This window comes from Nonomuraea gerenzanensis, from assembly GCF_020215645.1.
Classification (GTDB): domain Bacteria; phylum Actinomycetota; class Actinomycetes; order Streptosporangiales; family Streptosporangiaceae; genus Nonomuraea; species Nonomuraea gerenzanensis.
The window spans coordinates 5,159,440-5,183,970 of record NZ_CP084058.1 but is presented as its reverse complement, the minus strand read 5'-3'; the positions used below and the strand labels follow the sequence as shown (position 1 = coordinate 5,183,970).

Below are 24,531 nucleotides of genomic sequence, written 5' to 3'. Positions count from 1 at the left end.
CGCGATCACTCCATCGGGGAGTCGGGCGCGGCGACGCCGTACCGGAGGATCCCGGAGAACTCCGCCACCATGGACATGATCGAGCTCTCGGTGAACAGGTTGCTGTTGTAGGCGAAGTTGCCGTAGATCTCGCCCGACGGGTCGATGTCGAAGGTGAGCAGCGCGCCGTCGGGGATGTCGGTGCCGTTGGGCTGGGAGAACAGCCGCCCGCGCACCTCCTCGACCGCCAGGTCGCCGATCCGCTCGCCCTCCATGACGGCGGCGAACTGCCAGACCTGCAGCGCGCACAGCGCCCTGTCGTCCAGCGCCGCCTCGGCCATCAGCTCCGGCGACTCGGCCGCGATCTGCAGGAACGGGATCTCCTGCGCGTACGCCTCGACGCAGGTGATCCTGGTCCTGTCGACCACCTGGCGGAAGGTGTCGCAGCCGGTGACGTCGGTACGCAGCGGCAGGAAGTTGAAGAACGGCCCGACGGTCTCCTGGAACTGCGGCTGCGCCCGGCCCGAGGTGATGGCCGGGATGACCAGGTCGGTGGCGCCGGTGAGGCGCTGCAGCAGCACGTTGTAGGCGGCCAGCAGCACCATGAAGGGTGAGCTGCGGGCCCGCTTGGCGAACGCCAGCGCCTCGGCCGACAGCTCCTTGGTGAGCGTGAAGCGGTAGACCGGGCAGACCTTGGCCAGCCCGGCCGACCTGGTGTGGTCGGTCCTGACCGACAGCATGCGCGCGCCGCGCAGCTTGTCGCGCCAGTAGCCGCGCGCGGCCCGCGCGTTCGCGGACTCGGCGTTCTCCTGCTGCCAGGCGGCGTACTCGTGGTAGGGCCGCGGCGCCGGCTGCTCGGGCACGTCGTGGCCGCGGCGGCGGGCGTAGCAGGTGACGATGTCGCGGATGAGCAGCTGCATGGACCAGCCGTCGCCCGCCGTGTGGTGCACGATCAGCGCGAGCACCGCGTCCTGCTCGTCGAAGCGGCCCAGGACGGCGCGCAGGTGCGGCAGCTCCTGGAGGCTGTAGGAGCCGGACTCGATCTCGGTCAGCAGCTCCTCGGCCTTGCGGCCGCGGTACTCGGGCGCCGCCTTCGGCAGGTCCACCACGAGCAGCCGGGCGGGCGAGGGCGGCTGGATGGTCTGGTGCGACTCGCCCTCGCCGCGGGTGATCGTGGCGTTGAGCGAGTCGTGCCTGGCGGCGACCTCGGTGATCGCCTCGCGCAGCGTCTCCACGTCGAGCCGGCCGCGTACGCGCCAGCCCACGACGATGTTGTAGCGGGCGCTGAAGGGGCCCTGGCCGTCGCCCTGGTCGAACAGCCGCAGGAACTGCTGGGTGTAGGACAGCGGGTGCTGCGTGGTGGGCGGGGCCGGGGTTGACAGGGAAGAGGTCATGCTGCCGCCTCCGTACGGGCGTCGCGATGGTTGGCGCGCTGGAGCTCCACGGCCTGGTAGAGCGCGGCGATGTTGCCGCTGCCGAAGGAGCGGGCTCCCAGCCGCTCGATGAGTTCGAAGAAGAAGGTGCCGCGCGGGTGCGCGGAGCGGGCGAAGATCTGGTAGAGCTGCCCGTCGTGGTCCTCGTCCACGAGGATGCTGCGCCGCCGCAGCTCGGGCAGCGGGTACTTGGCGGGCCGCACCCGGCCGGGCAGCAGGTCGTAGTAGGTGGCGGGGGTGGGCAGGAACTCCACTCCCCCGGCGCCGGTGGTGTCCACGGCCGCGGTGATGTCGAGCGTGCTCATCGCCAGGTGCTGCACGCCCGCGCCGCCGTGGGCGGCGAGGAACTCGTCGATGTGGCCGGGCTCCTTGTCGGCGTCGGGCTCGATGAGCGTGAGCGTCACCGACCCGTTCTTGACCACCTCGGTGGTCATGGCCTGGTCGCCGACGGTGATGCGCTCGGCGAAGATGAGCTGGAAGTCCAGGACGTGCCGGTAGAAGGCCACGGTGGCGGCCAGGTCGCCGGACGGCACGCACACGGCCAGGTGGTCCACCTCGACCAGGCCGGCGTCGAGGCCGCCCGCCGGCTCGGGGATGGGCGTGAAGCCGGGCAGGGCCCGCTCGTCCAGGCCCTCCGGGCGCTGCACGAACGTGTGGACCAGGTCGCCCACGCCCTGGACGGTGGCGGTGACGAAGCCGTCGCGGGCGTGCGGCGGGGACACCGGCCCGGCGCCCCGGTCGACCGCGGTGTGGAAGGCGGCGGTGGCGTCGGCGACGCCGAACGCGACGTCGGCCACGCCGTCGCCGTGCCTGTCGAGGTAGGCGGCGCCGGGATGGTCACCGGCGGCCGGCTGGGTGAGCACGAACCTGACCCGGCCGGCGCCCACGGCCAGCGAGCGGGAGCCCGGCGTGGCGGCCTCGGCGTAGGGGCGCAGCCCGTAGCCGCGGCTCAGCCCGCCCGCCTCCGCCGTCAGGTCGGCGACGTGGAAGCCGATGTGGTCGAGGCGCAGATCGTCCCTGGTCATGGCCTATCCCGCCTCCATCTGGGCGACGAGGCTGCGGGGCCGCAGGTCGGTCCAGTGCGCGTTGACGTACTCGACGCAGGCCGCGCGCTCGGCCGGCCCGTAGGCGCTCTCCCAGCCCTCGGGCACGTCGGCGAAGGCCGGCCACAGGCAGTGCTGGTCCTCGTGGTTGACCAGCACGCGGAAGGTGGTGGCCTGGTCGTCGAAGGGGTTGCTCATCTCAGCTGCCTCCCTGGCCCGCCACGGCGGACTCGAGCCATTCATCCAGACCGGCCACGGTGGGGGCGTCGAACAGGTCGCGGATGGTCAGCTCGACGTCCAGCGTCGTGGAGATGCGGTTGACCAGCCGCATCGCCAGCAGCGACTGCACGTCGAGGTCGAAGATGCTGTCGTCGATGCCGATCCGCTCGACGCCGAACACGTCGGCGAACACCGAGCACAGGACCTCCTGGCGGGCGTTGAGCGGCGCCCGGTAGGCGGTGTCGGTGTCCGGCTCCGGGTCGGGCAGCGCCGCGCGGTCCACCTTGCCGTTGGCGGTCAGCGGCAGCGCGTCCAGCAGGACGAACGCCGCGGGCACCATGTAGTCGGGCAGCAGGGTCTTGACGTGCGCGCGCAGCGTGCCCACGGCGGGCGGCTCACCGGCCGGCACCACGTAGGCGACCAGGCGCTTCTCGCCCTCGCGCAGCTCGCGGGCGACGACGGCGGCGTGCGCGAGGCCGGGGAAGCTCGCCACCGCGGCCTCGACCTCGGCCAGCTCCACCCGGAAGCCCAGGATCTTGACCTGGTCGCCGGCCCGCCCGATGAACTCGATCTGCCCGTCGCCGTTGCGCCTGGCCAGGTCGCCGGTCCGGTACATGCGGCGGCCGGCGCCGGCGAACGGGTCGGCCACGAAGCGCTCGGCGGTCAGGTCGGCCCGGTCGTAGTACCCGCGGGCGACGCCCCTGCCGCCGATGTAGAGCTCGCCTTCGAGGTCGCCGGGGACGGGGCTGAGCCGGTCGTCCAGGATGTACAGCCTGACGTCGTCCATCGGGCCGCCGACCGGGACGCACGTGTCCAGCGCGGCGCCGGCGCGCAGCTCGGCGGTCGTGGAGAACAGGGTGACCTCCGTCGCCCCGTACATGGCGCGGACCACCGTGTCGGGACAGGCGGCGTGCAGCTGCCTGACCGCCGACGGGACGATCACGTCGCCGCCGGTGAGCACCTCGCGCACGGCGGCCAGCCAGCCGGGGCCCTCCTCCGCCACGACGCGGAACAGCCCGGCCGTCAGGTGCAGGGCGGTGATCTCCTCGCGGGTCACCAGCTCCTTCAGCCCGGCCAGGTCCAGCTCGCCGGGCGGTGCCACGACGATCCGGCCGCCGTGCAGCAGCGGCACCCACAGCTCGTAGGTGGAGACGTTGAAGGCGTACGGGGCGACCATGAGCACGCGGCGGTGGTTGCCGCTGTCCCAGCAGCGGTCCAGCGCCAGGCCGAGCACGTCGTCGTGGGTGACGGCCACGCCCTTGGGGCGCCCGGTCGAGCCCGAGGTGTAGATGACGTAGGCCAGGTTGCCCGGCAGGGTGACGTCGGGCGGCGCGGCGGACGGCTCGGCGTCCGCCCGCGCCCGCTCGTCCGGCTCGTCCAGGACGAGGGTCCTGGGCGCGGACGGCAGACCGGCGCCGGCCTTGGCGCGGTCGGCCAGCAGCACGGGAGCGCCCGACGAGTCGATGATCCACTGCTGCCGGTCGGGCGGGTAGGCGCTGTGCACGGGCAGGTAGCAGCCGCCCGCCTTGAGGATCGCGAGCAGCGCCACCACGAGCTCGGCCGAGCGCTCCATCAGGACCGCGACCGGCGTCTCCGGCCCCACGCCGAGGCCGCGCAGGCGGTGGGCCAGCCGGTTGGCCCGCTCGTCGAGCTCCCGGTAGGTCAGGGTGGCGGGGCCGCCGGAGACGGCGACCAGGTCCGGCGTGAGCGCTGCCTGCTCGGCGACGTGTCCATGAACAGATGTCGGCACCATCAGACGCTCCGTCAGTCGGTGTGGAAGATGTCGTGGACGCCCGAGACGCCGGAGAGCATCGTCGCGAAGTCGATCTTCCGCGGGCGCAGCCTGCGCGGGTCGAGCAGCTCCTGCGCCTTCTCCCAGTACTCCTCCTTGTGGCGGGTGCGGTCGTAGAAGAAGCGCACGAAGGCCAGCAGGGAGTTCAGGAAGGCGCGGTACTCCTTCTCGTAGCGCGCCAGCACCTGCTCCTCGCAGGACGGGTCGCGCAGGGCGGCGTCCACGGCGCCGGCCAGCCCGCGCGAGCCGCGCAGCGCCAGGCCGACGCCCGTGGACAGCAGCGGGTCGATGAAGGCCGCCGCGTCGCCCACCAGCGCCCAGCCGGGGCCGTGGAAGCGGCTGCAGGTGTAGGACCAGTCGCGGATGCTGCGGAAGGCGGCCGCCCGGGTGGCGCCCTCCGTCAGCGCCCTGACCTCCTCGGCGGCGGCCAGCTCGGAGGTGAACAGCTCCTCCAGGCTCTTGCCCGACTTCTTGTACTCCTCGATCGGCGTGACGTAGCCGACGCTCACGGTGCCGTCGTGCAGCGGGATGAACCAGAACCAGCCGTTCGGCCTGTTCTCCGTGACCGTGTCGCCCGCCCTGGTGCCGCCGTAGCGCTTGCAGCCCTGGAAGTAGGACCAGACGGCGATGTTGCGCAGGTCCTCGTGGTACTCGACGAGGTCGAAGTGGCGGGCCAGCACGTGCTGCTGCCCCGAGGCGTCCACGAGCAGGCGGCAGCGCGCGGTGCGCGGCTCGGGGTCGCCCTTGACCGTGTACGTGACGCCGGCGATGCGCTCGCCCTCGAACAGGAAGTGCTTGACCGTCGCCTCCTCCAGCACGGTCGCGCCCAGCTCCCTGGCCCTGGCCAGCAGGACGGCGTCGAAGTCGGCCCGGCGCACCTGGTAGGTGTGCTCGTAGTTGGCGGCCTCGGCGAAACGGAAGTCCCAGGTGCCCTGGTTCTTGCCCCACAGCAGCGTGCCGCCGTACTTCTTGACGAAGCCCATCTGGTCCAGCCGCGAGCGCAGGCCCAGCTCGTCAAGCGTGGGCATGGACCCCGTGATCAGCGACTCGCCGATGTGGTAACGGGGGAACTTCTCGCGTTCGAGCACCAGCACGCGGTGGTTACGTTTGGCCAGCAGTCCGGCCGTGCTCGATCCGCCGGGGCCGCCACCGATCACGACAACATCGAACTCGTCATGGGTACTGATCACCGTGCTCCTCCATTCGCCGCCATGCGACTCGGAGCCAGGGTCACATCTCCCTGTTCGATCACTCATCCTCTGTATTGCTGTGTGGCCCGGGGGAACAGCGCACGTCACGAGATGTGCGGGCGCGGGGCCGTGTCCATGATGAGGCGATGACAACGGTCGTCAACGTCTGGCTGGCGGAGCATCCGCTGCCGGGCTACCTGGATCCGATCAAGAAGCTGGCCGCCGGTTTCGAGGCCGCCCATCCGGGCTACCGGATCGACATCACCGGGTACGGCTTCCGCGAGCTGCCCGCCGAGGTGGCCAGGGCCGCCGCCCGCGGCACTCCCCCCGACCTCGCCGAGTACTACGCCACCGCGACCCGGCTGGCCCTGGACACGCGGGGGCCGTCGGGCGCGCCGCTGTTCGTACCCGTCGAGCGGGCCGTCGCCGGGCGCGGCGAGATCCTCGGCGAGCGGGTCGTCCTCGGCGACCTGGAGCCCGCCGTACGCGGCTACTACACCTACGCCGGCGAACTGGTGGCGGCGCCGATGACGGCCACCACGGCGGTGCTGCTCGGCAACACCGCCATGCTGGAGGCCGCGGGCTTCACGACGATGCCGCGGACCTGGGGCGAGCTGGCCGAGGCGGGCCCGGTGACCTGGGCCAACCACGGCTGGCTGATCCAGCAGGCGGTGGCCGGGCAGGGCGGCCTGCTGGCCGACCACGACAACGGCAGGTCGGGGCGGGCCGAGAAGGTGACACTGGCCTCCGAGGAGCTGCTGGCCTACGCCACCTGGTGGCAGCGGCTGCACCGGCGGGGCCGCTACCTGGACACCGGGACGCCGGAGGACTGGGGCGGCACCCTGCGGGCCTTCACCGAGCAGCGGGTGGCCTGCACCGTCGCCTCCTCGGTCGTCGCCGGGATGATCGCGCGATCCTGCGCCGAGGCGGGCTTCGAGGTGGCGGCCGGCCCGCTGCCGTACAACGAGGGCGCGGCGCGCGCCGGGCACCTGGTCTCCGGCCAGGCGTTCTGGCTCACCGACGGGCTGCCCCGCGAGAAGGCGGACGGCGCGCTGGCGTTCCTGCAGTACCTGCTGGACGCGCGCAACGTGGCCGAGTGGCACCGCGGCGCCGGGTTCCTGCCGGTCACCGGCGCCTCGGTCGAGCTGCTGGAGCGGGAGGGCTGGTTCGAGCGGCACCCGATCCACCGGGCCGCCACCGGCCAGCTGCGCGCGGCCGACGGCTCGCCCGCCGCGCTCGGCGCGATCCTGGGCGACTTCGCCGGGATCCAGGACCTCATGACCGGCGCCATGACCGGCGTGCTGGCCGGCGGCGACCCGGGCACGCGGCTGGCCGAGGCGACGGCCGCGGCGCAGCGCCTGCTCGACGCCTACAACGACGACTGCGCCGCCGGCCGCACGCCGCGGCGGCTGGCCGTCAAGTGAGCAATACGGAAGATGACCGCTCCGGGGTGCGATGCCACGCTCGGAGCTGGCGATAGGAGTTCAGCCATGTTGAGCCGACGGCGCTTACTCGTTCTCGGCGGGCTGACGGGAGGCGCCGCGCTGGCCCCGTTCGTCCAGTCGGAGCTCGCCCCGTCCGGGACCGCGAGCACGCACCACCCGCACGTGCACGACCACGCCGGCCGCGTCCCGGCGGTCAGGTCGGGACCCGCCGTCACCCCCTTCTCGGTCAGGATGCCGGTGCCCGCCACCCGCGTCCCGTCGGTGCAGACCGGCGACACCGACATCTACCGGCTGTCCGTCCAGCAGGCGACGGCGCAGCTCCTGCCGGGGGTGAACACCCCCGTGCTGACGTACGGCGGCGCCTTCTGCGGCCCCACGATCCGCGCGCGTCGCAACCGCAGGACGCTGATCACCTTCGACAACAAGCTCGGCCACGACACCAACGTGCACCTGCACGGCGGGCGGGTGGCCGCCGCGCACGACGGCTACCCGACGGACGTGATCGCGCCGGGCGCGGGCCGGGCCTACCTGTACCCGAACGCCCAGCCGGGCGCCACGCTGTGGTACCACGACCACGCGCACCACCTGGAGGCCGAGAACGTCTACCGCGGCCTGCACGGGTTCTACCTGATCGACGACGAGGCGGAGCGGCGGCTCGGCCTGCCGTCGGGCGGCTACGACGTGCCGATCATGCTGCGGGACGCGCTGCTCGACGACGCGGGCAACCTGATCTTCGACCCCGCCGACCCCTACAACCGCCCCACGCTGCTGGCCAACGGCAAGGCGCAGCCCTACTTCGAGGTCGCCGCGCGCAAGTACCGCTTCCGCCTGCTCAACAGCTCCACCCACCGGGTCTTCGAGCTGACGCTCGACGGCGCGCAGATGACGCAGATCGCCACCGACGTCGGTCTGCTGCCCGCGCCCGTCCCGGTGGACCGGCTGGTGCTGTCGTCGGGCGAGCGCGCCGACATCGTGGTCGACTTCGCCAAGGTGCCGCTGGGCGGCCACGTGACGGTCAACGACGTGGCCGGCCCCGTGCTGCGCTTCGACGTCGTACGGCAGGCCGCCGACCGCAGCCGGGTGCCCGCCCTGCTGCGCCCCCTGGCTCCGGCGCCGGTGGCCGTACGCGACCGCAAGCTCGTGCTCAGCCTGGACCCGGTCAACATCAGGGCGCTGATCAACGATCAGGTGTTCGACCCGGCCAGGGTGGACATGCAGGTCAAGCGGGGCACCACCGAGATCTGGGAGGTCACCAACACCGACACGAACGTCGGCGGCTCCGGCTTCGGCGTCCCGCACAACTTCCACACCCACCTGTCGCACTTCCTGCTCCTGGACCGGGACGGCAAGGCGCCGCCGCCGGGCGAGGGGGGCTGGAAGGACACCGTACTCATCCAGCCGGGCGAGACCGTTCGCCTACAGGTCGACATCGGCTCCCACCTGGGCCGATACGTCTATCACTGCCACATGCTGGAGCACTCCGCCCTCGGAATGATGGGCCAGATGGAGATCGTCAATTAGTTCTCAAGGAGGACTGGATGAGCACCACAGAAAGGATCACCGCGACCCCCCAGAAGACGGGCCGCGGCAAGAACATCGCCCTCTGGGTCGCCCAGGTTCTCCTGGCGTACCAGATCGGGCTGGGCGGCGTACTGAAGCTGATCGGCGATCCCACGATGGTCGGCATGTTCGAGGCCATCGGCGCCGGCCAGTGGTTCAGGTACGTCGTGGCCGTCATCGAGATCGCCGGCGCGATCGGCCTGCTGATCCCGCGCCTGTCCGGCGTGGCCGCCCTCGGGCTCGTCGGGCTGCTGGTCTGCGCGGCCGGCACGAACGCGTTCGTCCTCGGCGGCCCGCCGATCATCGAGGCCGTCCTGCTCGTCATCGCCGGCCTGGTCGTCTGGGGCCGCTGGTCCCGGGTCAAGGCGTTCTTCGGCGCCAAGTGAGCACGTGACGCCCGGTACGCGACGTGGCGTACCGGGCGTCGGCCTGTCCGACCGAGAAAGTCTCTCTGGAGGAGACATGACCGAGACCGTCACCGACACCGACACCGTGACAGAGAACCCGCAGAACCAGTTCCCCACCCCCGACCCCACGCTCAACGCGCTCGAACCACTCGTCGGCACCTGGGACATGACCGGCAAGGACCTCAACTCCGGCGACCCCCTCGGCGGGCGGCTCGTCTTCGAGTGGATGGAGGGCGGCTTCTTCCTGGTCCAGCAGCACGAGATGGACCACGGGCACGGCACGATGAAGGGCGTGGAGTACATCGGCTACGAGGCCGACAGCGGGACGCTGCGCTCGCGGTACTTCGACAGCACGGGCAACGCCTTCACCTACGTGTGGAAGCTCCAGGACGGCGAGCTGAGCATCTGGTTCGGCGAGGAGGGCTCCCCCGCCGGCTTCACCGGCACCTTCAGCGCCGACGGCGCCACCATCTCCGGGCGCTGGGCGTGGCCGGGCGGCGGCTACGAGGCCACGATGACCAAGGTGAGCTGACCGCGACGCGAACAGGTGGCGGCGGGCCGAGCCCGCCGCCACCTGTTCGCGTGCCCGCGCCGTCAGGCGGGAACGCGGGGCCTTTCCTGCTGCTGCTCGGCCCGCTGCCGCCCGGATCCGGCGACCAGGCGCTCGCGCAGCCGCATCGCGGGCAGCTCGACCAGGTAGTAGCTGATGGTGGCGATGATCACGGTGCCGACGAGCACCACCGCGAGCAGCTCCCAGAACCCGGCCTTGCCCATCACGGCCGGCATCGGCAGCGGCGCGGCGCCGAAGACGCTGCCGTTCTGCAGCCACAGGTACTGCAGCACGAAGTGCCACAGGTAGACACCGTAGGAGATGCGCCCGAAGAAGCGCATCGGCCGGTTGGTGAGCACGGCGTCGATGAACGCCGAGCGCACGTTCGGCACGACGACGGGCGCGATGATGAGCAGCGCGAAGATGAGGAACAGCACCATCTCCACCATCGCCTCCGGCACGGTGGCGTAGTCGGCCATGCCGGGCTTGCCGAACGGCCTGATGCAGTTGATCACGTACACGACCAGCGCGCCGAGCCAGAACAGCAGCGGGCGGCGCTGCGCCGCGCGGTAGAGGCGCGGCGTGGTGCCGGTGGCCTCCGCGTACGCGGACAGGATCGCCAGCCCCATCCCGATGGCCAGGAAGCCGGTGAAGCCGATCACCCAGAAGTACTCGTACGGGAACGGCCCCATGAACTCCAGGTGCGTGTAGACCGTCCAGGCCAGCCCCACGAGCACGAACACGGCCAGCGGCACGATCAGGCGGCGGGCCTTGCCGCCCGGGGTGTCGGCCTTCCTGGCGAACCGGTCGAACACCCAGGCCAGGATCGGCAGCGCCAGGTAGAAGGTGACCTCGGCGGGGACGGTCCAGGTGGGTTCGAGGCCCGCGTAGCCCAGCTCGGGGCCCGGCACGTAGTTGTGCATGAGCAGCAGCGGGCTCAGGACGTACCAGATGCCGTCCACGCTCTTGGCGTTGAGCAGCAGCAGCGCCGCGACGGCCACCAGCCAGTAGGCGGGCAGGATGCGCAGCATGCGCTTGATGAGGTAGCCCCTGATGGCCGGGCGGGGCGTGCCGACGATGGTCGCCCTGGCGAACGGCCGGTACAGCAGCAGTCCGGACATCACGAAGAAGGGCGGCAGCAGCACGTTGAACCCCTGGACCAGGACGGCCCAGATGGTGTCGGCGGGTTTGTCGTAGAAGCCGATGACGCCGGCGGCGAAGGCGACGTGCACGACGATCACGCCGAGTGCCAGATATCCGCGCAAGCCGTCGAGCCGTGGCGCGCGTTTTCCGCCGCCACCGCCATTGCTGATGATTTCCGGTGATGTCATGGCATGCTTCCTCGCAGTCCGTTCGCTGATGGGACCTGGCGCCATAGTCACGCCGCGCTCTTGCCCACCGCATCTCGTGGCGTGCGGAATCGGCCGACATGGCAGGAACCGGCCGGGCCCGCGCAGGTAGCTGCTGCTCATCGGCATGGTGCCGGCTTTTCGCTGGGCACATCGTTTAAGCCATGACGGAAAAAACTGTTCTCACGTATTCCTCGTACCTGGCGCTCGACGAGATTCTCGGGGCGCAGCGGCCGGTTTCCGACAGCCATGACGAGACGTTGTTCATCGTCGTCCACCAGGTTTACGAGCTGTGGTTCAAGCAGACGTTGCACGAGATGGCGGAGCTGCAGCTGGAGCTGGCGGGCGGGTTCACCGCGCACGCCATGCGGACCCTGCACCGGCTGCTGCGCATCGTCAAGCTGGCCGCGGCGCAGATGGACGTGCTGGAGACGATGACGCCCGGCCAGTTCTCCGCCTTCCGCGGCCAGCTCGGCACCAGCAGCGGCTTCCAGTCGGCGCAGTTCAGGGAGATCGAGGTGGTGCTGGGGCGGCGCGACGAGCGCGTCCTGCACGGCCAGCCGGAGGGCAGCCCGGCCCGCGACAGGATCGCGGCCGCGCTGGCCAGGCCGTCGCTGTACGACTCCCTGCTCACCTACCTCTACCTGCGCGGCTACGAGGTGCCGAAGGACAAGCTGCACCGGGACGTGACCGAGCACCTCGAACCCTCCGAGGACCTGCAGAGCCTGCTGCTGCGCGTCTACCAGGACGACACGGGCGCCGCGCAGCTCTGCGAGCGCATGGTGGACCTGGACGAGAGCTTCCAGGAGTGGCGCTACCGGCACCTGAAGATGGTGGAGCGGACGATCGGCGCCAGGCCCGGCACCGCCGGCTCCAGCGGCGGCGGCTACCTCAGGAGCTCGCTGGCGCCCTGCTTCCCCGACCTGTGGGCGATCAGGAGCGCGATGTGATGGACCAGTCCGCGCGGCTGGCGCCGCACTACTCCCGCTTCCGCGTCTCCGAGCGGCTGCTGCTCACCGGCCACTCGCACCAGGCCTGGCCGGACGTGGCGCTGGCCGGTCAGATCGACGCGTTCCTGGACGCCGCCAGGGACGCCGACGACAAGTGGGCGGGCGCGTTCAAGGTGGCCGACCGGGTCAGGGACGGGCTGCGCGGCTTCCTCGGCGACCCGCACGCCGAGCTGGCCCTCGGCGCCAGCACCCACGACCTGGTGCTGCGCTTCCTGTCGGCGCTCGACCTGCGGCGCCGGCCCAGGCTGGTCACCTCCGACGGCGAGTTCCACACGCTGCGCAGGCAGCTCGGCAGGCTGGCCGAGGAGGGGGTGGAGGTGACCGTGCTGCCCGCGCGGCCCGCCGACACGCTCGCCGCGCGGCTGTCCGCCGCGGTGGACGGCCGGACGGCGGCGGTGCTGGTCTCCGCGGTGCTGTTCGAGGACGCCAGGATCGTGCCGGGGCTGGACGCGCTGGCCGGCGCCTGCCTGCGGCACGGGGCGGAGCTGCTGGTCGACGCCTATCACGCGCTCGGCGTGGTGCCGTTCGGCACGGCGGGCATCGAGGAGGCGTGGGTGGTGGGCGGCGGGTACAAGTACCTGCAGCTCGGCGAGGGCAACTGTTTCCTGCGCCTGCCCGGCCACGCCGACCGGCTGCGGCCGGTGATCACCGGGTGGTTCGCGGAGTTCGGTGAGCTTTCCGGCGAGCAGCCTCCCGGCGTCGCCTACCCCGCGGGCGCGCAGCGGTTCGCGGGCGCCACCTACGATCCGACCAGCCACTACCGGGCCGCGCGGGTCTTCGACTTCTTCGCCGAGCAGGGGCTGACGCCGCGGTTCCTGCGGGGGGTCTCGCTGCGGCAGGTCGGGCTGCTGGCCGCGCGCTTCGACGCCCTGGACGTGCCGGAGCACCTGGTCAGCAGGGACAGGACGGGGCGGCCCGAGGACTTCGGCGGGTTCCTGGCGCTGCGGTCGCCGTACGCGGAGCGGCTGCGTGCCGGGCTGGCGGCGCGGGGGGTGCAGGCGGACAGCCGGGGGGACCGGCTGCGGCTCGGGCCCGCGCCGTACCTGTCGGACGAGCAGCTCGAACAGGCCGTGGAGCTGCTGGCGGAGGAGCTGCGCGACCTGGTGCGCGCGACCGGCGGGCGCCCGGCTACGGCCGGAACAGGCTCGCGTCCATCAGCGTCACGCCGGGTGCCCGCCTGACCGGGAAGCCGATGTGGGCCAGCACGTCGCGCTCGACGTCCACGCCCGGGGCGACCTCGGTCAGCACCAGCCCGTCCGCGGTGACGTCGAAGACGGCGCGCTCGGTGACGACCAGGGCGCTCTGCCCGGCCGCGACCCCCTCGCCCAGCCGGTAGGTCACGTGGTCCACGCGCGGCACGAACTTGGTCACCCGCCCCTCCTCCAGGATCCGCAGCCGGCCGGCCGTACAGTCGGCCCTGAGCCCGTCGGTGGTCATCGTGCCGGCGAAGACCAGGCGGGTGGCGCCGTGCGCGATGTCCACGAACCCGCCGGCGCCGGGGTTGGCCGCGCCGAAGCGGCTGACGTTCACCCGGCCGAGCGCGTCCAGCTGCGCGAAGGCCAGCGCCGCGAACGGGCAGCCGCCCCCGTCGATGAAGTCGAACTGGGCGGGCCCATCGAGCAGCGCGCGCGGCGAGTAGTTCGCGGAGAACTGCCAGCCGCTCATCACGATGCCGCCGAACGAGCCGTGCTCGGTGGTGAACAGGTAGTCGTCCAGGCTCTCCCCGTCCAGGGCGCCGTCCTCCGCCATGACGAGCACGGCGTCGGACGAGGCGCCGAACCCGAAGATCGAGGTCTCTCCCTTGCGCACCTCCCGCGCCACGCGGCGCGCGATGACCTTGTCCGGCCCGGCCGGCAGCCGGGGCACGCGCGCCACCGCGCCGGGCACGTGCCCCAGGTAGCCGGGGTCGTCGCGCACGCCGGTGCCGGTCGGCGCGTCGGGGACCACGACGACCCGGTCCACGAGCGCGCCGGGGACGCGCACCTCGCGGGCCGGCCGCTCCCCCGGCCCGGTCAGCCGCGACACCTGCGCGATCACGGTGCCGCCGCACGCCTTGACCGCCATGGCGATCGCCAGCGCGCTCGACAGCAGCGGCTGGTCCTCGAACGCCAGGTTGCCGTCCGCGTCGGCGCTGCCGGCCCGGATCAGGCCCACGTCCAGCGGCCACGTCGGGTACCACAGGTACTCCCGGCCGCCCAGCTCGACCAGCTCGACCAGCTCGTCGGTGGCCAGGCGGGTGAACTTGCCGCCGCCGTGCCTGGGATCGGCGTACGTGCCGAGGCCGACGCGCGTCAGGTAGCCGGGGCCGCGCCTGGCCACCTCGCGCAGCCAGTGCATGGTGGCGCCCATCGGCCAGGTGTAGGCCTCGACGAGGTCGTTCTGGATCAGCTCGGTCAGCGCGGGCCGCGCGCCCGTCTCCGGGTGGCGGGGGTTGATGAACGAGCCCGACACGATCCGGCGCATCAGGCCCTTCACCGCCACGTGGTCCATGCCGCGGATCCCCACGGCGTCGCCGGTGGCGCACGGGAAGTAGAAGGTGAGGTCGCGGGGCGTGCCGCCGGTCCGGTAGCGCTCGGCCAGCGCGGCCAGCAGGGCGTCGGGCGTGAGCCAGCCGATGACGCCCGTGCTCGCGACCGCCTGGCCGTCGCCGATGAGCGCCACGGCCTGCGCCGCGTCGCACACCTTGCCGTTCGCCCTGCCGCGCAGCTTGCTCATCGCCGGGGTCATCGCCGCGTTGCGCGCCTTGCCGTTCATGGGTGCCTCACACCGGTGAGTGGAATCGGGCCAGGCTCCGCCGCGCGGCGCCGGAGCCGCAGTCCGCGCCGAACATCCACGCGGTACGCGCGTCCAGCGTCTCGGCGTGCCCGGCGACGGCGTCGGCCAGGGCGCGCTTGGCCGAGGTCACCGCGTGCGCCGGCAGCCGGGCCAGCCCGGCCGCCACCTCCAGGGCGCGGGCCAGCGCGTCACCCGGGACGGTCAGCTCGTCGGCGGCGCCCAGCGCGTACAGCTCGCCGCCGGTCAGCGGGCGCTCACCCCACACCAGGCGCCTGGCGGTCACGGGCCCGACCCTGGAGACCAGGCTCTGCACACCCCACGGCGGCACCCAGCCGAGCCGGACCTCGGGCAGGTGCCAGCGCGCGTCCCCGGCCGTGACGACGAGGTCGCAGCTGGTGGCCAGCAGGAAGCCGCCGCCCATGGCGAAGCCCTCCACCGCGGCGATCACGGGGATGCCGAGGTGCTGGATGTGCCTGGCCAGCCGGCCTGTCTCGGCCTCGTGGCGTACCTTGCCCTCGCCGTTCATGCGGGAGAGCTCCTTGAGGTCGGAGCCCGCGCAGAACCCCGGCGGCGTGCCCGTGAGCACGGCCACGCGCACGCCGGAGTCGTCGTCCAGCTCGGCGAGCGCGGCGCCGAGCGTCGCCACCAGCTCGCCGCCGAGCGCGTTGCGCACCCGCGGCCGGTTCAGCCGCAGGACGGCAACGCCGTCGCCGCCGCCCTCCCGCAGCAGGCTCATCAGCGCGCCGGCTCGGGCGCCAGCCAGGCCACGTCCACCACGCCGGGACGCTCGTGCGCCCACGAGGCCACAGAACGCCAGCCGTGCGCGGTCATGTGGGCGGCGATGCTGTCCAGCGTCGAGCCGCCGTTGTAGCGGGCCGACACGCTGCCCTCGATCACCGCCAGGCGCAGCCTGTCCAGATCGGTGCCCGCCAGGACGTCCAGCTCGGCGCCCTGGGCGTCCACCACCAGCACGTTGCAACCGTGCTGCACCTCGCTGACGGGCACGACCGGCACGCTCACCTGGCGCACGACGGCCATCGGCTGCAACGGCTCCAGCATGCTGGACTGCTTGTCATAGGGGGTGATGTTCAGCGTGGCCCGGCCGCGCCTCTGGCCCGCCGCGGCGGCCACCACCACTCGCGGCAGGTGACCGTCGGCGGGCTCGGGCAGCCCGGCGGCCAGGTGGTGCACGCGCAACTGCTCGCGCAGCGCCGACAGGTGGTCAAGGTTGGGCTCCATCATCACCAGGCGCCGGAACCCGCACGCCGTGAACGCCGCCACCTCCTGCCCCCGGTGCGCACCCACCTGCACCACGCCCTGGGCCGGCACCTCCAGCCGGCCGAGCAAGCCGGGCAGGTGCTCCTCCCACCGGGCAGTCACCTGCTCCCGCACGATTACCTGGTTGCGCATCTGCTCGTCTCCTCCCGGTGGATGGCTCAGGCCAGTGTCATCGTCGATCACGCCCGGAGCCCGCCGCATCTTGCGTATTGCGCGGTACGGGCAGCACTCCGCGAGATGCGGCGGGGCTGCCGACCCGCGCACGATGGAGGAACTCGACCTGAGTGGAGGAGCCATGCGGCGACCCCATGACCGCGACCTGAGCACCTACCTCGACCGGCTGGAGATCGGCGACCCCGGCGAGCCGTCCCTCGACGCGCTGCGCGCCCTGCATCGCGCGCACGTCGAGCGCGTGCCGTACGAGACGCTGGAGGTCCAGCTCGGCCGGCGGATCACCCTGGACCCGCGCGAGTCGATCGACCGGATCCTGCGCGGGCGCGGCGGCTACTGCGTCCAGCTCAACGGCGCGTTCGCCACGCTGCTGACGGCGCTGGGGTACGACGTGACCTGGCACCGCGCCGGCGTCCAGGCCGGCAGGCGCGCTCCGGCGAGCGGCGTCTCCTTCGCCCCGCACCTGGCCCTGACCGTCAGGATGGAGGGGCAGCCGTGGCTGGTCGACATCGGGCTGGGCGACGGGCTCCTGGAGCCGCTGCCGCTGCGCGAGGGCCGCTACCGGCAGGGGCCGTTCGAGTTCCGGCTGTCGGCGTCCTCCGTGGAGCCTGGCGGGTGGCGCTTCGATCACGATCCGCGGGGGTCCATCGCGGGGCTGGACATGGAGACCGAGCCTGCTTCGGCGGTGGACTTCGTGGAGTGGCATCCGTATCTGTGCACCTCGCCTGAGTCCCGGCTGGTGCGGGCCGCTGTCGTGTTGCGGCGGGATGGGGCGGGGGCGGATGCGTTGGTGGGGTGCATGTTGCGGCGGGTCAGTGGGGCGGGGGTCAGTGAGGTGGAGCTGGGGAGCCGGGGAGAGTGGTTCGAGGCGCTCAGCTCGGTGTTCGGGTTGCATCTGGGGGATGTGAATGGCAGGGATCGGGAGATGTTGTGGGAGAAGGTGCGGGGGGCGCATGAGGCTTGGCAGCGGCGTAAGGGGGCTGTGGCGGTGAGTTGAGGGAGCTGTGGTGGTGGGTGTCCGGTGGCCAGGGGCGGGCGTTCCACCTGGCATGGCGAGCCGGCGAGGAAGCTCATCGACCGCGCGCCGGCCAAGGCGCTGAGCCATGGCGCAGAAGCGACACGTCCCAAGCGCGTGGCGTGCCCTCAGACGGTGATCAGGAAGCGTCGCAGCCCTCGCCCAACCCAGCGATCCCGATGGTCCGGCGGCTCAGCGGCGGCCAGCGCGGGGAACCTGCGCAACAACAACGGCAGCGCGATCCTGGCCTCCATGCGCGACAACGGCGCCCCCAGGCAGAAGTGCGGCCCGGCCCCGAAGCTGAGCGGCTGGATGTCCGGCCGATCGGGGTCGAAGCGGGTGGGATCGGGAAAGCGCTCCGGATCCCTGTTGCCGGCCCCCAGCATGAGCACCACCTTCGTCCCGCCCTCCAGCGGCGTGCCCAGCAACTCCATGCCCGTCTCCGCCCACCGGCTGGTGGCCTGGACAGGCGTCTCGAAACGCAGGACCTCCTCGACGTACGAGGTGCTCCGCCCCGGCTCCGCCCGCAGGCGCGCGGCCTGCTCCGGATGCTCGAAGGCCAGCCTGAGCCCGTGCCCGAGCAGGAAACTCGTGGTCTCGAAGCCGGCGGTCAGCAGCAGCATCAGGTTCCCGACGAGCTCGTCATGGCTGAGCCTGGCACCACCGCCACCATCGCGACTGCCCCTGGCACCACCCTCGCGCCCCACACCCCGCTCGCCTTGCGCACCGCCGTCGCCTTGCGCACCGCCGTCGTCATGCGCGCGTACCAGTGCTGTCAGCATGTCGTCGGCGGGATGCCGGCGCCGGTGCTCGATCAGGTCGCCGAAGTAGGCGGCCAGCTCATCCATCGCACGATCCGCCGCACCGAGCCTGGCGATGTTGGTGATCCCCTCCAGCGCGATCGTCAGGTCGGACGCCATCTCCCGGAACCACTGCTGATCCCGCTCCGCGACACCGATCAACGCACTGATGACCGCGATCGGCAACCGGGAGGCGAACTCGGCGATGTAGTCCACCGGAGCCCCACCCGCGCCGAGGTCCGCCAGCCTGTCCAGCAGCCGGTGCACCATCCGCTCGACCGACTCACTCATCGCCGCCACCCGCGCGGGCGTGAAGCCGCTGCTGACCAGGCGGCGCATGCGGGCGTGGTCGGGCGGGTTGCGGTAGAGCATGGAGTCGGTGTAGCCGCGCAACGACGAGTGCGAGCGCCAGCGGGGGTAGATGACGTCGTAGCTGGCGGCGTCCTGGACACGGAGCCGGTTGTCGCGCAGCGCGCGGGAGATCTCGGCGTAACCGACGACGACGGTGAGCCCCGACCGCACCGGGATCACGGGACCGTGCGCACGCAACGCCTCATACAGCGGGTACGGATCCCGCCGCCCCGCAGGCGACACCAGCGCCGCCACCGCCTCACCGGGCGCCGTCCCCATCGTGCCAGCGGTGCTGGTTCTGGGCGCCGTACCGGTGGCGCTCGTCTCGGGGGCGCCCAGTTCGTCCAGGGTGCTCATGAGCACGCCACCAGACGGACGATCCTCAGGTTGGCCGCAGGATGCACGGAGGCGACCTCCAGGCCGACGTCATGGGCCAGTGGCCGCAGATCGGCGATGCCGCGCTCCCGCCCGCCGTAGTAGACGAGCATCCGCAGGTCCATCCCTGTACGCGGCGACTCCCCGTCGGCGCCGAAGTCCTCGACCACGAACACCGACCCGCCTGGCCGTACCGCCTCGGCGCAACGTCCCAGGATGACGCGGGCGTCGTCGTCGCTCCAGTCGTGCAGGATCCACGACAGCAGGTAGCCGTCGTGGCCGGCCGGCAGTGGGTCGAAGAAGCTGCCGCCGACGGCGCGGCCGCGTTCGGACAGGCCGGCCGACTCCAGTGCCGCCTGGGCGGTGCGCGCGGTCTCGGGCTGGTCGAGCACGGTGCCGTGGAGGGTGGGGAAGGCGGTGAGCAGGGCGATGAGCAGGGAGCCGTTGCCGCCGCCGACATCGACGAGGTGGCTGAGCGTGCCCCAGTCGTAGCCGGCCACGATGGCGGGCGCTCTGGCGGGCATCTCGGCGGCCATGCGGGCGTCGAAGGCGGCGGCGCGTGCCGGGTCGGCGGCCAGGTCGTCCCAGAAGGAGTGGCCGAACTGGTGGGGGAAGGCCGCCTCGCCCGTGCGCACGCTGTGCAGGAGGTGCGCGAACGACAGCTCGGCCCGTCCCTCCCAGCCTTCGAGGTCGAGCATGGCGCGCATGCCGGCCGGATGGTCCTCGCGCAGTTCCTCGCCCAAGGGGGTCAGGGTGTAGGCCCCTGACGGGTCTCTGCCGAAGACGCCTCTGGCAGCCAGGTAGCGCATGAGTCGTTCCAGCGCGCCGGGGTCTGCGCCCACTGCGCCGGCCAGGTCTTCGCCGGTGCTCGGTCCCTTGGCCAGCCGGTCGGCGATCCTCAGTGTCGCGGCGACCCGGAGGGCCATCGGAGTTCCCAGATGGGCCAGCGCCCACAGCCGATGCTCGCTCACGCGGCCATCGTCACACCGGCCCGTCCGGCCCTGCACCTTCCAGAGTGCCGGCCAGGGTCCTGGTCAAGGTGCCGCCGCCCAGCGGAAGGCCCCGCCGCACAGCGCAGCCCCCGCCACCAAAGGCGAGGCGGCGGGCTCGAAGCGCCCAACAGCGCACGACGTGAGATGGCCGCCACGACCTCGGATGCCAGGCTGGAGAGGCGAAACCGCCGCCTGGAGCAGGGAGATGCCGATGCCCGCGACGCGCCCGATGACCGGCAGCGAGTACGTCGAGAGCCTGCGCGACACCCGCGAGATCTACCTCTACGGCGACCGCGTCAAGGACGTCACCGAACACCCCGCCTTCCACAACCCGGTGCGGATGACGGCCAGGCTGTACGACGCCCTGCACGACCCGGCCACCCGCGACCAGCTCACCTGCCCCACCGACAGCGGCGGCGAGGGCTACACGCACCACTTCTTCACCACGCCGCGCAGCGTGGAGGACCTGGTGGCCGACCAGCGGGCCATCGCGACCTGGGCCAGGATGAGCTACGGCTGGATGGGCCGCAGCCCCGACTACAAGGCCTCCTTCCTCGGCACGCTGGGCGCCAACGCGGACTTCTACGCGCCCTTCGCCGACAACGCCCGCCGCTGGTACCGCGAGTCGCAGGAGCGGGTCCTGTACTGGAACCACGCGATCGTGCACCCGCCGGTGGACCGCAACCTGCCGCCCGACCAGGTCGGCGACGTGTACGTGCACGTCGAGCGCGAGACCGACGCCGGGCTGGTGGTCAGCGGGGCCAAGGTGGTCGCCACGGGCTCGGCGCTGACGCACTACAACTTCCTGGCCCACTACGGCCTGCCGGTCAAGAAGCGGGAGTTCGCCCTGGTGGCGACGGTGCCCATGGACGCGCCCGGGCTGAAGCTGATCTGCCGCCCCTCCTACACGGCGGCCGCCGCGCTGACCGGCAGCCCCTTCGACTACCCGCTGTCCTCGCGGCTGGACGAGAACGACAGCATCCTCGTCCTGGACCAGGTGCTCATCCCCTGGGAGAACGTGTTCATCTACGGCGACCTGGGCAAGGTGCAGCTCTTCACCGGCAGCTCCGGCTTCATCGAGCGCTTCACCTTCCACGGCTGCACCCGGCTGGCGGTCAAGCTGGAGTTCCTGGCGGGGCTGCTGCTGCGCGCGCTGGAGATCACCGGCACCAAGGACTTCCGCGGCGTGCAGACCCGGGTCGGCGAGGTGCTGGCCTGGCGCAACCTGTTCTGGTCGCTGTCGGACGCCGCCGCACGCAACCCCGTGACCTGGAAGAACGGCGCGCTGCTGCCGAACCCCGAGTACGGCATGGCCTACCGCTGGTTCACCCAGATCGGCTACCCCCGGATCAGGGAGATCATCCTTCAGGACGTCGCCAGCGGCCTCATCTACGTCAACTCGGGCGCGGCCGACTTCAAGAACCCCGACATCCGCCCCTACCTGGACAAGTACCTGCGGGGCTCGGACGGGTCCGGGGCCGAGGAGCGGGTCAAGGTGATGAAGCTGCTGTGGGACGCCGTCGGCTCGGAGTTCGGCGGCCGGCACGAGCTGTACGAGCGCAACTACGCCGGCAACCACGAGAACACCAGGATCGAGCTGCTGTTCGGCCAGATGGCCTCCGGCCGGCTCAAGGAGTACGCGGCGCTCGCCGAGCAGTGCCTCAGCGAGTACGACCTGGACGGCTGGACGGTGCCCGACCTGTCCTCGTTCGCCGGGTTACGACAGACAGAAAGCCTCTGAGAAAGGGCGGAAGCATGCGGCCGTTTCGCATCGAGATTCCCGACGCCGACCTGCGTGACCTGCACCGCAGGATCGACGACACCCGCTGGCCCGACGAGCTGCCCGGCACCGGCTGGGAGCGTGGCGTGCCGCTGACGTACCTCAAGGAGCTGGCCACGTACTGGCGGCACGACTTCGACTGGCGGGCCGCGGAGGCGGAGCTCAACAGCCACCCGCAGTTCGTCGACGAGATCGACGGCGCCACCGTGCACTTCCTGCACGTCAGGTCGCCGCGGCCGGACGCCGTCCCGCTGCTGCTGACCCACGGCTGGCCCGGCTCGGTGGCCGAGTTCCTGGACGTGATCGGCCCGCTGACGGAGCCCGCCGACGGGCCCGCCTTCCACCTGGTGATCCCGTCCATCCCCGGCTTCGGCTTCTCCGGTCACACCAGGGAGGCCGGCTGGCATCCGTACCGGGTGGCGCTGGCCTGGGCGGAGCTGATGCGGCGGCTCGGCTACGGCCGTTACCTCGTGCAGGGCGGCGACGCCGGCGCGGTGATCTCGCTGGAGCTGGCCAGGCTGGCTCCGGAGTCCGTCATCGGCGCGCACGTCAACATGCTCATGGCCTTCCCCTCCGGCGACCCCGCCGAGCTGGCGGGCCTGCCGCCGTCGGACCTGCAGCGGCTGGCCGGGCTGGCCCGCTTCGACCAGGAGCTGTCCGGCTACATGAAGCTGCAGTCGACCCGGCCGCAGACGCTCGCGTACGCGCTCACGGACTCGCCGGTCGGGCAGCTCGCCTGGATCGTGGAGAAGTTCCGCGACTGGACGGACTCCGGCCAGGTGCCCGAGGACGCGGTCGCCAGGGACCGGATGCTGACCAACGTGTCGATCTACTGGCTGACCGCGACCGCCGGCTCGTCGGCCCGGTTCTACTACGAGGGCGCCGAGGGGCTGCGGCAGGCGGCCGAGGGGCACACGCCGCCGCCGATCACCGTGCCCGTGGGGGTGGCGGTGTTCCCCCGGGACATCTTCGTCCCCGTGCGCAGGCTCGCCGATCGCGACATCCCGACCATCACGCACTGGAGCGAGTTCGACCGTGGCGGGCACTTCGCCGCGCTGGAGCAGCCGGAGCTGCTGGTGGGCGACGTCAGGACGTTCGCCGGCTCGCTGATCTCGAGGACGTAGGGGCATGCGGAAAGGCGCCGGCGGCGGGAAGCCGCCGGCGCCTTTCGTGTGTGTCCTGTCAGCCCCGCAGCACCGGCAGCGGCTGCGCCGCCTCCTCCGCCGTCGTGTGCCTGCCGCCGTTGGCCAGCACGCGCAGCATCAGCCCGGGCCGCATGAGCGCCTGCGGCGGATCGACGAGCCCGGCCACCCGCATGAACGCCGCCGTGACCGCGCCGTCGCGGGCCGCCGCGGCGTGCAGCCGTCCCATGTAGGCGTTGCCGAGCCGCACCTTCAGCGTGCGCGGCCCGCGCACGCCGGGGAAGGCCAGGTCGGCGCCCGCGGAGATGTCCCAGGGCACGTCGATGACGCGCGAGATGTCCTTGAAGAACGCCTGCCACCGGGGCTCCCCGCCCCGCCTCAGGTGGTCGCGCAGGATCATGGACTCCATGGCGGCCACGGTCATGCCCTGGCCGTACACGGGGTTGAAGCTGCACGCGCCGTCGCCGAGCACCAGCAGCCCGCCGGGGAAGCCGGGCAGCCGCTCGTAGCGGCGCCGCACGCTGGCCGGGAAGGTGAAGGTGGCCCCCTCGTCCAGCGGCTCGGCGTCGCGGATCGCCTCGTAGATGTCCGGCACGGGCAGGGACTTGGCGAACGCCAGGAAGCCGTCGTAGTCGGCCGGCGGGTGGTCGCCGAGTATGCCGGTGAGCGAGAGCATGCTCATGTCGCCGGGCAGCTTGGGGAAGAAGGCGCCCCGCGGGTTGGCCGGGGAGGCCACCGGGTTGATCGACAGATCGTCCCCGTACGGGTCCGACCGCAGCCGGAAGTGGCGGGTGGTGTAGGCCAGGCCGATCTTCACCCGGTCCTCGTCCGGCCGCTCGTACCCGAGCTCCTGCAGCCACGCGGGCGTGCGCGAACCCCGGCCGGTCGCGTCGATGAGCAGGTCGGAGGCCAGGTGCTCCTCCTGCCCGTCGCTGTGCCGTACCCGCACGCCCGTGATGCGGGCGCCGGCCGACGTGGGGCCGAGGATGTCGGTCCGCTCCAGGAAGCGCACGTTCTCCAGGGCCGCCACCCTGATCCTGACCTGCTCCTCCAGCACGGGTCGGGTGGCCGACACGCTGACCAGGCCGCTGGGCGCCTGCCGCAGCCGGCGGCCGTTGAAGTACCAGCGCAGCCGGGTGGCCATGTCGCCGGCGGGCACCCCGGCCTCGACGAGCTGCCTGGTCAGGCCGGGGAACAGCTCGTCGAGTATCTGCTGGCCGCGGGCGAGCAGGGCGTGCGCGTGGCAGCCGTGCGGGACGCCCCTGCGCGGGCCGCTCGCCCCCGTCAGAGTGTCCCTGTCGATCACCAGGACCTCGGCGTAGTGCTCGGACAGCACGCGGGCCGCCAGCAGGCCCGCCATGCCGCCGCCCAGCACCACCGCGCGGTCCGCGACGAGGCCGGCCATCTCAGTCACGCGGGCTGTTCTGGTAGGCGGCCAGCCGCCACTGCCCGTCCTGCCGCACGACGAGCCAGGACGCGCGCACGGCCCGCTCGGCGGAGACCTCGCTCTCGCCCGGGGCGAGCACGCCGCCCTGGGTGATCAGCACGCCGCAGTCGTCGTTGAAGAAGCGCACGTCGATGGGCGTGCCGGTGACCCGGGTGCCCTTGTAGGGGCCGGCGAAGGCGGCGGTCATGAAGCCGCGGATCTCCTCGCGGCCCTTGCGGTACTGGCCGGGCAGGATCATCGACCCGTCCTCGGTGAAGACCGCGGCGAAGGCGTCGGCGTCGTGCGCGGCCCACGCCTCGATCACGCGCTGTGGCAGTGCCGCCACAGCGGCCTGGTCGGGGGCGTGTGCGGGTGCGGTGGTCATGGTGTCTCCTCCTGGCGTGTTCAGATGTGGAGCGTGTCGGGCTCGAGGCCGCACACTGGCGTGT

Annotated in this window: 22 protein-coding genes; 9 read left to right on the top strand and 13 right to left on the bottom strand. The window is 72.2% G+C overall.

The window, feature by feature from the left end; genetic code table 11:
* Positions 1 to 5: 5 nt before the first annotated feature.
* The 5 genes from LCN96_RS24330 to LCN96_RS24310 are packed head-to-tail and all read right to left on the bottom strand — an operon-like array spanning position 6 to position 5,656.
* Positions 6 to 1,373, bottom strand: a complete 1,368-nt coding sequence (locus tag LCN96_RS24330; RefSeq protein ID WP_225275185.1) for a condensation domain-containing protein — start codon at positions 1,371 to 1,373, stop codon at positions 6 to 8.
* Positions 1,370 to 2,437: a 4-hydroxyphenylpyruvate dioxygenase gene (gene hppD, locus LCN96_RS24325; protein WP_225275184.1), complete on the bottom strand. Its 1,068-nt coding sequence runs from the start codon at positions 2,435 to 2,437 to the stop codon at positions 1,370 to 1,372. Before hppD ends, LCN96_RS24330 begins: the two co-directional genes overlap by 4 nt.
* A 3-nt stretch (positions 2,438 to 2,440) precedes the next feature.
* Positions 2,441 to 2,653, bottom strand: a complete 213-nt coding sequence (locus LCN96_RS24320) for an MbtH family protein (protein ID WP_225275183.1) — start codon at positions 2,651 to 2,653, stop codon at positions 2,441 to 2,443.
* Between the two features lies 1 nt (position 2,654).
* Positions 2,655 to 4,427: a non-ribosomal peptide synthetase gene (locus tag LCN96_RS24315; RefSeq protein WP_225275182.1), complete on the bottom strand. Its 1,773-nt coding sequence runs from the start codon at positions 4,425 to 4,427 to the stop codon at positions 2,655 to 2,657.
* 11 nt (positions 4,428 to 4,438) lie between these two features.
* A complete protein-coding gene (locus LCN96_RS24310; protein WP_225275181.1) occupies positions 4,439 to 5,656 on the bottom strand; it encodes an NAD(P)/FAD-dependent oxidoreductase in 1,218 nt (405 codons plus the stop codon).
* A 146-nt stretch (positions 5,657 to 5,802) separates the two neighbouring features.
* Between LCN96_RS24310 and LCN96_RS24305 the strand changes: the two genes are divergently transcribed.
* The 4 genes from LCN96_RS24305 (at position 5,803) to LCN96_RS24290 (ending at position 9,600) form a co-directional block, all read left to right on the top strand.
* Complete coding sequence (locus tag LCN96_RS24305) at positions 5,803 to 7,080, top strand: extracellular solute-binding protein (RefSeq protein ID WP_225275180.1); 1,278 nt, start codon at positions 5,803 to 5,805, stop codon at positions 7,078 to 7,080.
* Positions 7,081 to 7,146: 66 nt separating this feature from the next.
* Positions 7,147 to 8,622 (top strand): multicopper oxidase family protein, encoded by a 1,476-nt coding sequence (locus tag LCN96_RS24300; RefSeq protein WP_225275179.1) that lies wholly within the window; start codon positions 7,147 to 7,149, stop codon positions 8,620 to 8,622.
* A gap of 17 nt (positions 8,623 to 8,639) precedes the next feature.
* Positions 8,640 to 9,047: a DoxX family protein gene (locus LCN96_RS24295; RefSeq protein ID WP_225275178.1), complete on the top strand. Its 408-nt coding sequence runs from the start codon at positions 8,640 to 8,642 to the stop codon at positions 9,045 to 9,047.
* Between the two features lie 76 nt (positions 9,048 to 9,123).
* Complete coding sequence (locus LCN96_RS24290; protein ID WP_225275177.1) at positions 9,124 to 9,600, top strand: DUF1579 family protein; 477 nt, start codon at positions 9,124 to 9,126, stop codon at positions 9,598 to 9,600.
* A gap of 62 nt (positions 9,601 to 9,662) precedes the next feature.
* Here the strand turns inward: LCN96_RS24290 and LCN96_RS24285 are convergent, their stop codons facing one another.
* On the bottom strand, positions 9,663 to 10,949 hold the full coding sequence (locus LCN96_RS24285) for an acyltransferase family protein (RefSeq protein ID WP_225275176.1): 1,287 nt from the start codon (positions 10,947 to 10,949) through the stop codon (positions 9,663 to 9,665).
* Between the two features lie 182 nt (positions 10,950 to 11,131).
* Between LCN96_RS24285 and LCN96_RS24280 the strand changes: the two genes are divergently transcribed.
* Together LCN96_RS24280 and LCN96_RS24275 are read left to right on the top strand one after the other, a co-directional pair.
* Positions 11,132 to 11,917, top strand: coding sequence for a tryptophan 2,3-dioxygenase (locus LCN96_RS24280; RefSeq protein ID WP_225275175.1), 786 nt, complete (start codon positions 11,132 to 11,134; stop codon positions 11,915 to 11,917).
* Complete coding sequence (locus tag LCN96_RS24275) at positions 11,917 to 13,158, top strand: aminotransferase class V-fold PLP-dependent enzyme (RefSeq protein ID WP_225276050.1); 1,242 nt, start codon at positions 11,917 to 11,919, stop codon at positions 13,156 to 13,158. The genes LCN96_RS24280 and LCN96_RS24275 overlap by 1 nt, the downstream gene beginning before the upstream one ends.
* Here the strand turns inward: LCN96_RS24275 and LCN96_RS24270 are convergent.
* From LCN96_RS24270 to LCN96_RS24260, 3 genes are read right to left on the bottom strand one after another with little or no spacing between them, the layout of a single operon-like run.
* Entirely contained in the window at positions 13,106 to 14,731 is a 1,626-nt protein-coding gene (locus LCN96_RS24270; RefSeq protein ID WP_225275174.1) for a CoA-transferase, read from the bottom strand. The genes LCN96_RS24275 and LCN96_RS24270 overlap by 53 nt on opposite strands.
* 7 nt (positions 14,732 to 14,738) lie before the next feature.
* The gene (locus LCN96_RS24265; RefSeq protein WP_225275173.1) at positions 14,739 to 15,488 is read right to left on the bottom strand and encodes an enoyl-CoA hydratase/isomerase family protein; all 750 of its coding nucleotides are present in this window, start codon (positions 15,486 to 15,488) and stop codon (positions 14,739 to 14,741) included.
* Positions 15,488 to 16,162 (bottom strand): FkbM family methyltransferase, encoded by a 675-nt coding sequence (locus LCN96_RS24260; RefSeq protein WP_225275172.1) that lies wholly within the window; start codon positions 16,160 to 16,162, stop codon positions 15,488 to 15,490. Before LCN96_RS24260 ends, LCN96_RS24265 begins: the two co-directional genes overlap by 1 nt.
* Before the next feature lie 163 nt (positions 16,163 to 16,325).
* Here LCN96_RS24260 and LCN96_RS24255 point away from each other — a divergent pair, with 163 nt between their 5' ends.
* The gene (locus LCN96_RS24255; protein WP_225275171.1) at positions 16,326 to 17,198 is read left to right on the top strand and encodes an arylamine N-acetyltransferase family protein; all 873 of its coding nucleotides are present in this window, start codon (positions 16,326 to 16,328) and stop codon (positions 17,196 to 17,198) included.
* A gap of 146 nt (positions 17,199 to 17,344) precedes the next feature.
* Here the strand turns inward: LCN96_RS24255 and LCN96_RS24250 are convergent, their stop codons facing one another.
* Together LCN96_RS24250 and LCN96_RS24245 are read right to left on the bottom strand one after the other, a co-directional pair.
* Positions 17,345 to 18,724 carry a cytochrome P450 gene (locus LCN96_RS24250; protein WP_225275170.1) on the bottom strand — a complete coding sequence of 460 codons (1,380 nt, stop codon included), beginning with the start codon at positions 18,722 to 18,724 and terminating at the stop codon, positions 17,345 to 17,347.
* Positions 18,721 to 19,713 (bottom strand): acetylserotonin O-methyltransferase, encoded by a 993-nt coding sequence (locus LCN96_RS24245; protein ID WP_225275169.1) that lies wholly within the window; start codon positions 19,711 to 19,713, stop codon positions 18,721 to 18,723. Before LCN96_RS24245 ends, LCN96_RS24250 begins: the two co-directional genes overlap by 4 nt.
* A 232-nt stretch (positions 19,714 to 19,945) precedes the next feature.
* On the opposite strand from LCN96_RS24245, the gene LCN96_RS24240 reads away from it, so the two are divergent.
* Positions 19,946 to 21,475, top strand: a complete 1,530-nt coding sequence (locus LCN96_RS24240; protein WP_225275168.1) for a 4-hydroxyphenylacetate 3-hydroxylase family protein — start codon at positions 19,946 to 19,948, stop codon at positions 21,473 to 21,475.
* A gap of 14 nt (positions 21,476 to 21,489) precedes the next feature.
* Positions 21,490 to 22,638 carry an epoxide hydrolase family protein gene (locus LCN96_RS24235; protein WP_225275167.1) on the top strand — a complete coding sequence of 383 codons (1,149 nt, stop codon included), beginning with the start codon at positions 21,490 to 21,492 and terminating at the stop codon, positions 22,636 to 22,638.
* A 58-nt stretch (positions 22,639 to 22,696) separates the two neighbouring features.
* Here LCN96_RS24235 and LCN96_RS24230 read toward each other — a convergent pair whose 3' ends face one another.
* Together LCN96_RS24230 and LCN96_RS24225 are read right to left on the bottom strand one after the other, a co-directional pair.
* Entirely contained in the window at positions 22,697 to 24,061 is a 1,365-nt protein-coding gene (locus tag LCN96_RS24230) for an FAD-dependent oxidoreductase (RefSeq protein ID WP_225276049.1), read from the bottom strand.
* 1 nt (position 24,062) lies between these two features.
* On the bottom strand, positions 24,063 to 24,467 hold the full coding sequence (locus LCN96_RS24225; protein ID WP_225275166.1) for an SgcJ/EcaC family oxidoreductase: 405 nt from the start codon (positions 24,465 to 24,467) through the stop codon (positions 24,063 to 24,065).
* Positions 24,468 to 24,531 lie beyond the last annotated feature (64 nt).

Bases quoted from the DNA above. Each gene is read 5' to 3' on its own strand.
- LCN96_RS24300 (WP_225275179.1), top strand. From the start codon at position 7,147: ATGTTGAGCCGACGGCGCTTACTCGTTCTCGGCGGGCTGACGGGAGGC.
- LCN96_RS24320 (WP_225275183.1), bottom strand. From the start codon at position 2,653: ATGAGCAACCCCTTCGACGACCAGGCCACCACCTTCCGCGTGCTGGTC.
- hppD (WP_225275184.1), bottom strand. From the start codon at position 2,437: ATGACCAGGGACGATCTGCGCCTCGACCACATCGGCTTCCACGTCGCC.
- LCN96_RS24275 (WP_225276050.1), top strand. From the start codon at position 11,917: ATGGACCAGTCCGCGCGGCTGGCGCCGCACTACTCCCGCTTCCGCGTC.
- LCN96_RS24305 (WP_225275180.1), top strand. From the start codon at position 5,803: ATGACAACGGTCGTCAACGTCTGGCTGGCGGAGCATCCGCTGCCGGGC.
- LCN96_RS24315 (WP_225275182.1), bottom strand. From the start codon at position 4,427: ATGGTGCCGACATCTGTTCATGGACACGTCGCCGAGCAGGCAGCGCTC.
- LCN96_RS24225 (WP_225275166.1), bottom strand. From the start codon at position 24,467: ATGACCACCGCACCCGCACACGCCCCCGACCAGGCCGCTGTGGCGGCA.
- LCN96_RS24260 (WP_225275172.1), bottom strand. From the start codon at position 16,162: ATGCGCAACCAGGTAATCGTGCGGGAGCAGGTGACTGCCCGGTGGGAG.
- LCN96_RS24240 (WP_225275168.1), top strand. From the start codon at position 19,946: ATGCCCGCGACGCGCCCGATGACCGGCAGCGAGTACGTCGAGAGCCTG.
- LCN96_RS24295 (WP_225275178.1), top strand. From the start codon at position 8,640: ATGAGCACCACAGAAAGGATCACCGCGACCCCCCAGAAGACGGGCCGC.
- LCN96_RS24280 (WP_225275175.1), top strand. From the start codon at position 11,132: ATGACGGAAAAAACTGTTCTCACGTATTCCTCGTACCTGGCGCTCGAC.
- LCN96_RS24270 (WP_225275174.1), bottom strand. From the start codon at position 14,731: ATGAACGGCAAGGCGCGCAACGCGGCGATGACCCCGGCGATGAGCAAG.
- LCN96_RS24265 (WP_225275173.1), bottom strand. From the start codon at position 15,488: ATGAGCCTGCTGCGGGAGGGCGGCGGCGACGGCGTTGCCGTCCTGCGG.
- LCN96_RS24250 (WP_225275170.1), bottom strand. From the start codon at position 18,724: ATGAGCACCCTGGACGAACTGGGCGCCCCCGAGACGAGCGCCACCGGT.
- LCN96_RS24235 (WP_225275167.1), top strand. From the start codon at position 21,490: ATGCGGCCGTTTCGCATCGAGATTCCCGACGCCGACCTGCGTGACCTG.
- LCN96_RS24330 (WP_225275185.1), bottom strand. From the start codon at position 1,373: ATGACCTCTTCCCTGTCAACCCCGGCCCCGCCCACCACGCAGCACCCG.
- LCN96_RS24255 (WP_225275171.1), top strand. From the start codon at position 16,326: ATGCGGCGACCCCATGACCGCGACCTGAGCACCTACCTCGACCGGCTG.
- LCN96_RS24290 (WP_225275177.1), top strand. From the start codon at position 9,124: ATGACCGAGACCGTCACCGACACCGACACCGTGACAGAGAACCCGCAG.
- LCN96_RS24285 (WP_225275176.1), bottom strand. From the start codon at position 10,949: ATGACATCACCGGAAATCATCAGCAATGGCGGTGGCGGCGGAAAACGC.
- LCN96_RS24230 (WP_225276049.1), bottom strand. From the start codon at position 24,061: ATGGCCGGCCTCGTCGCGGACCGCGCGGTGGTGCTGGGCGGCGGCATG.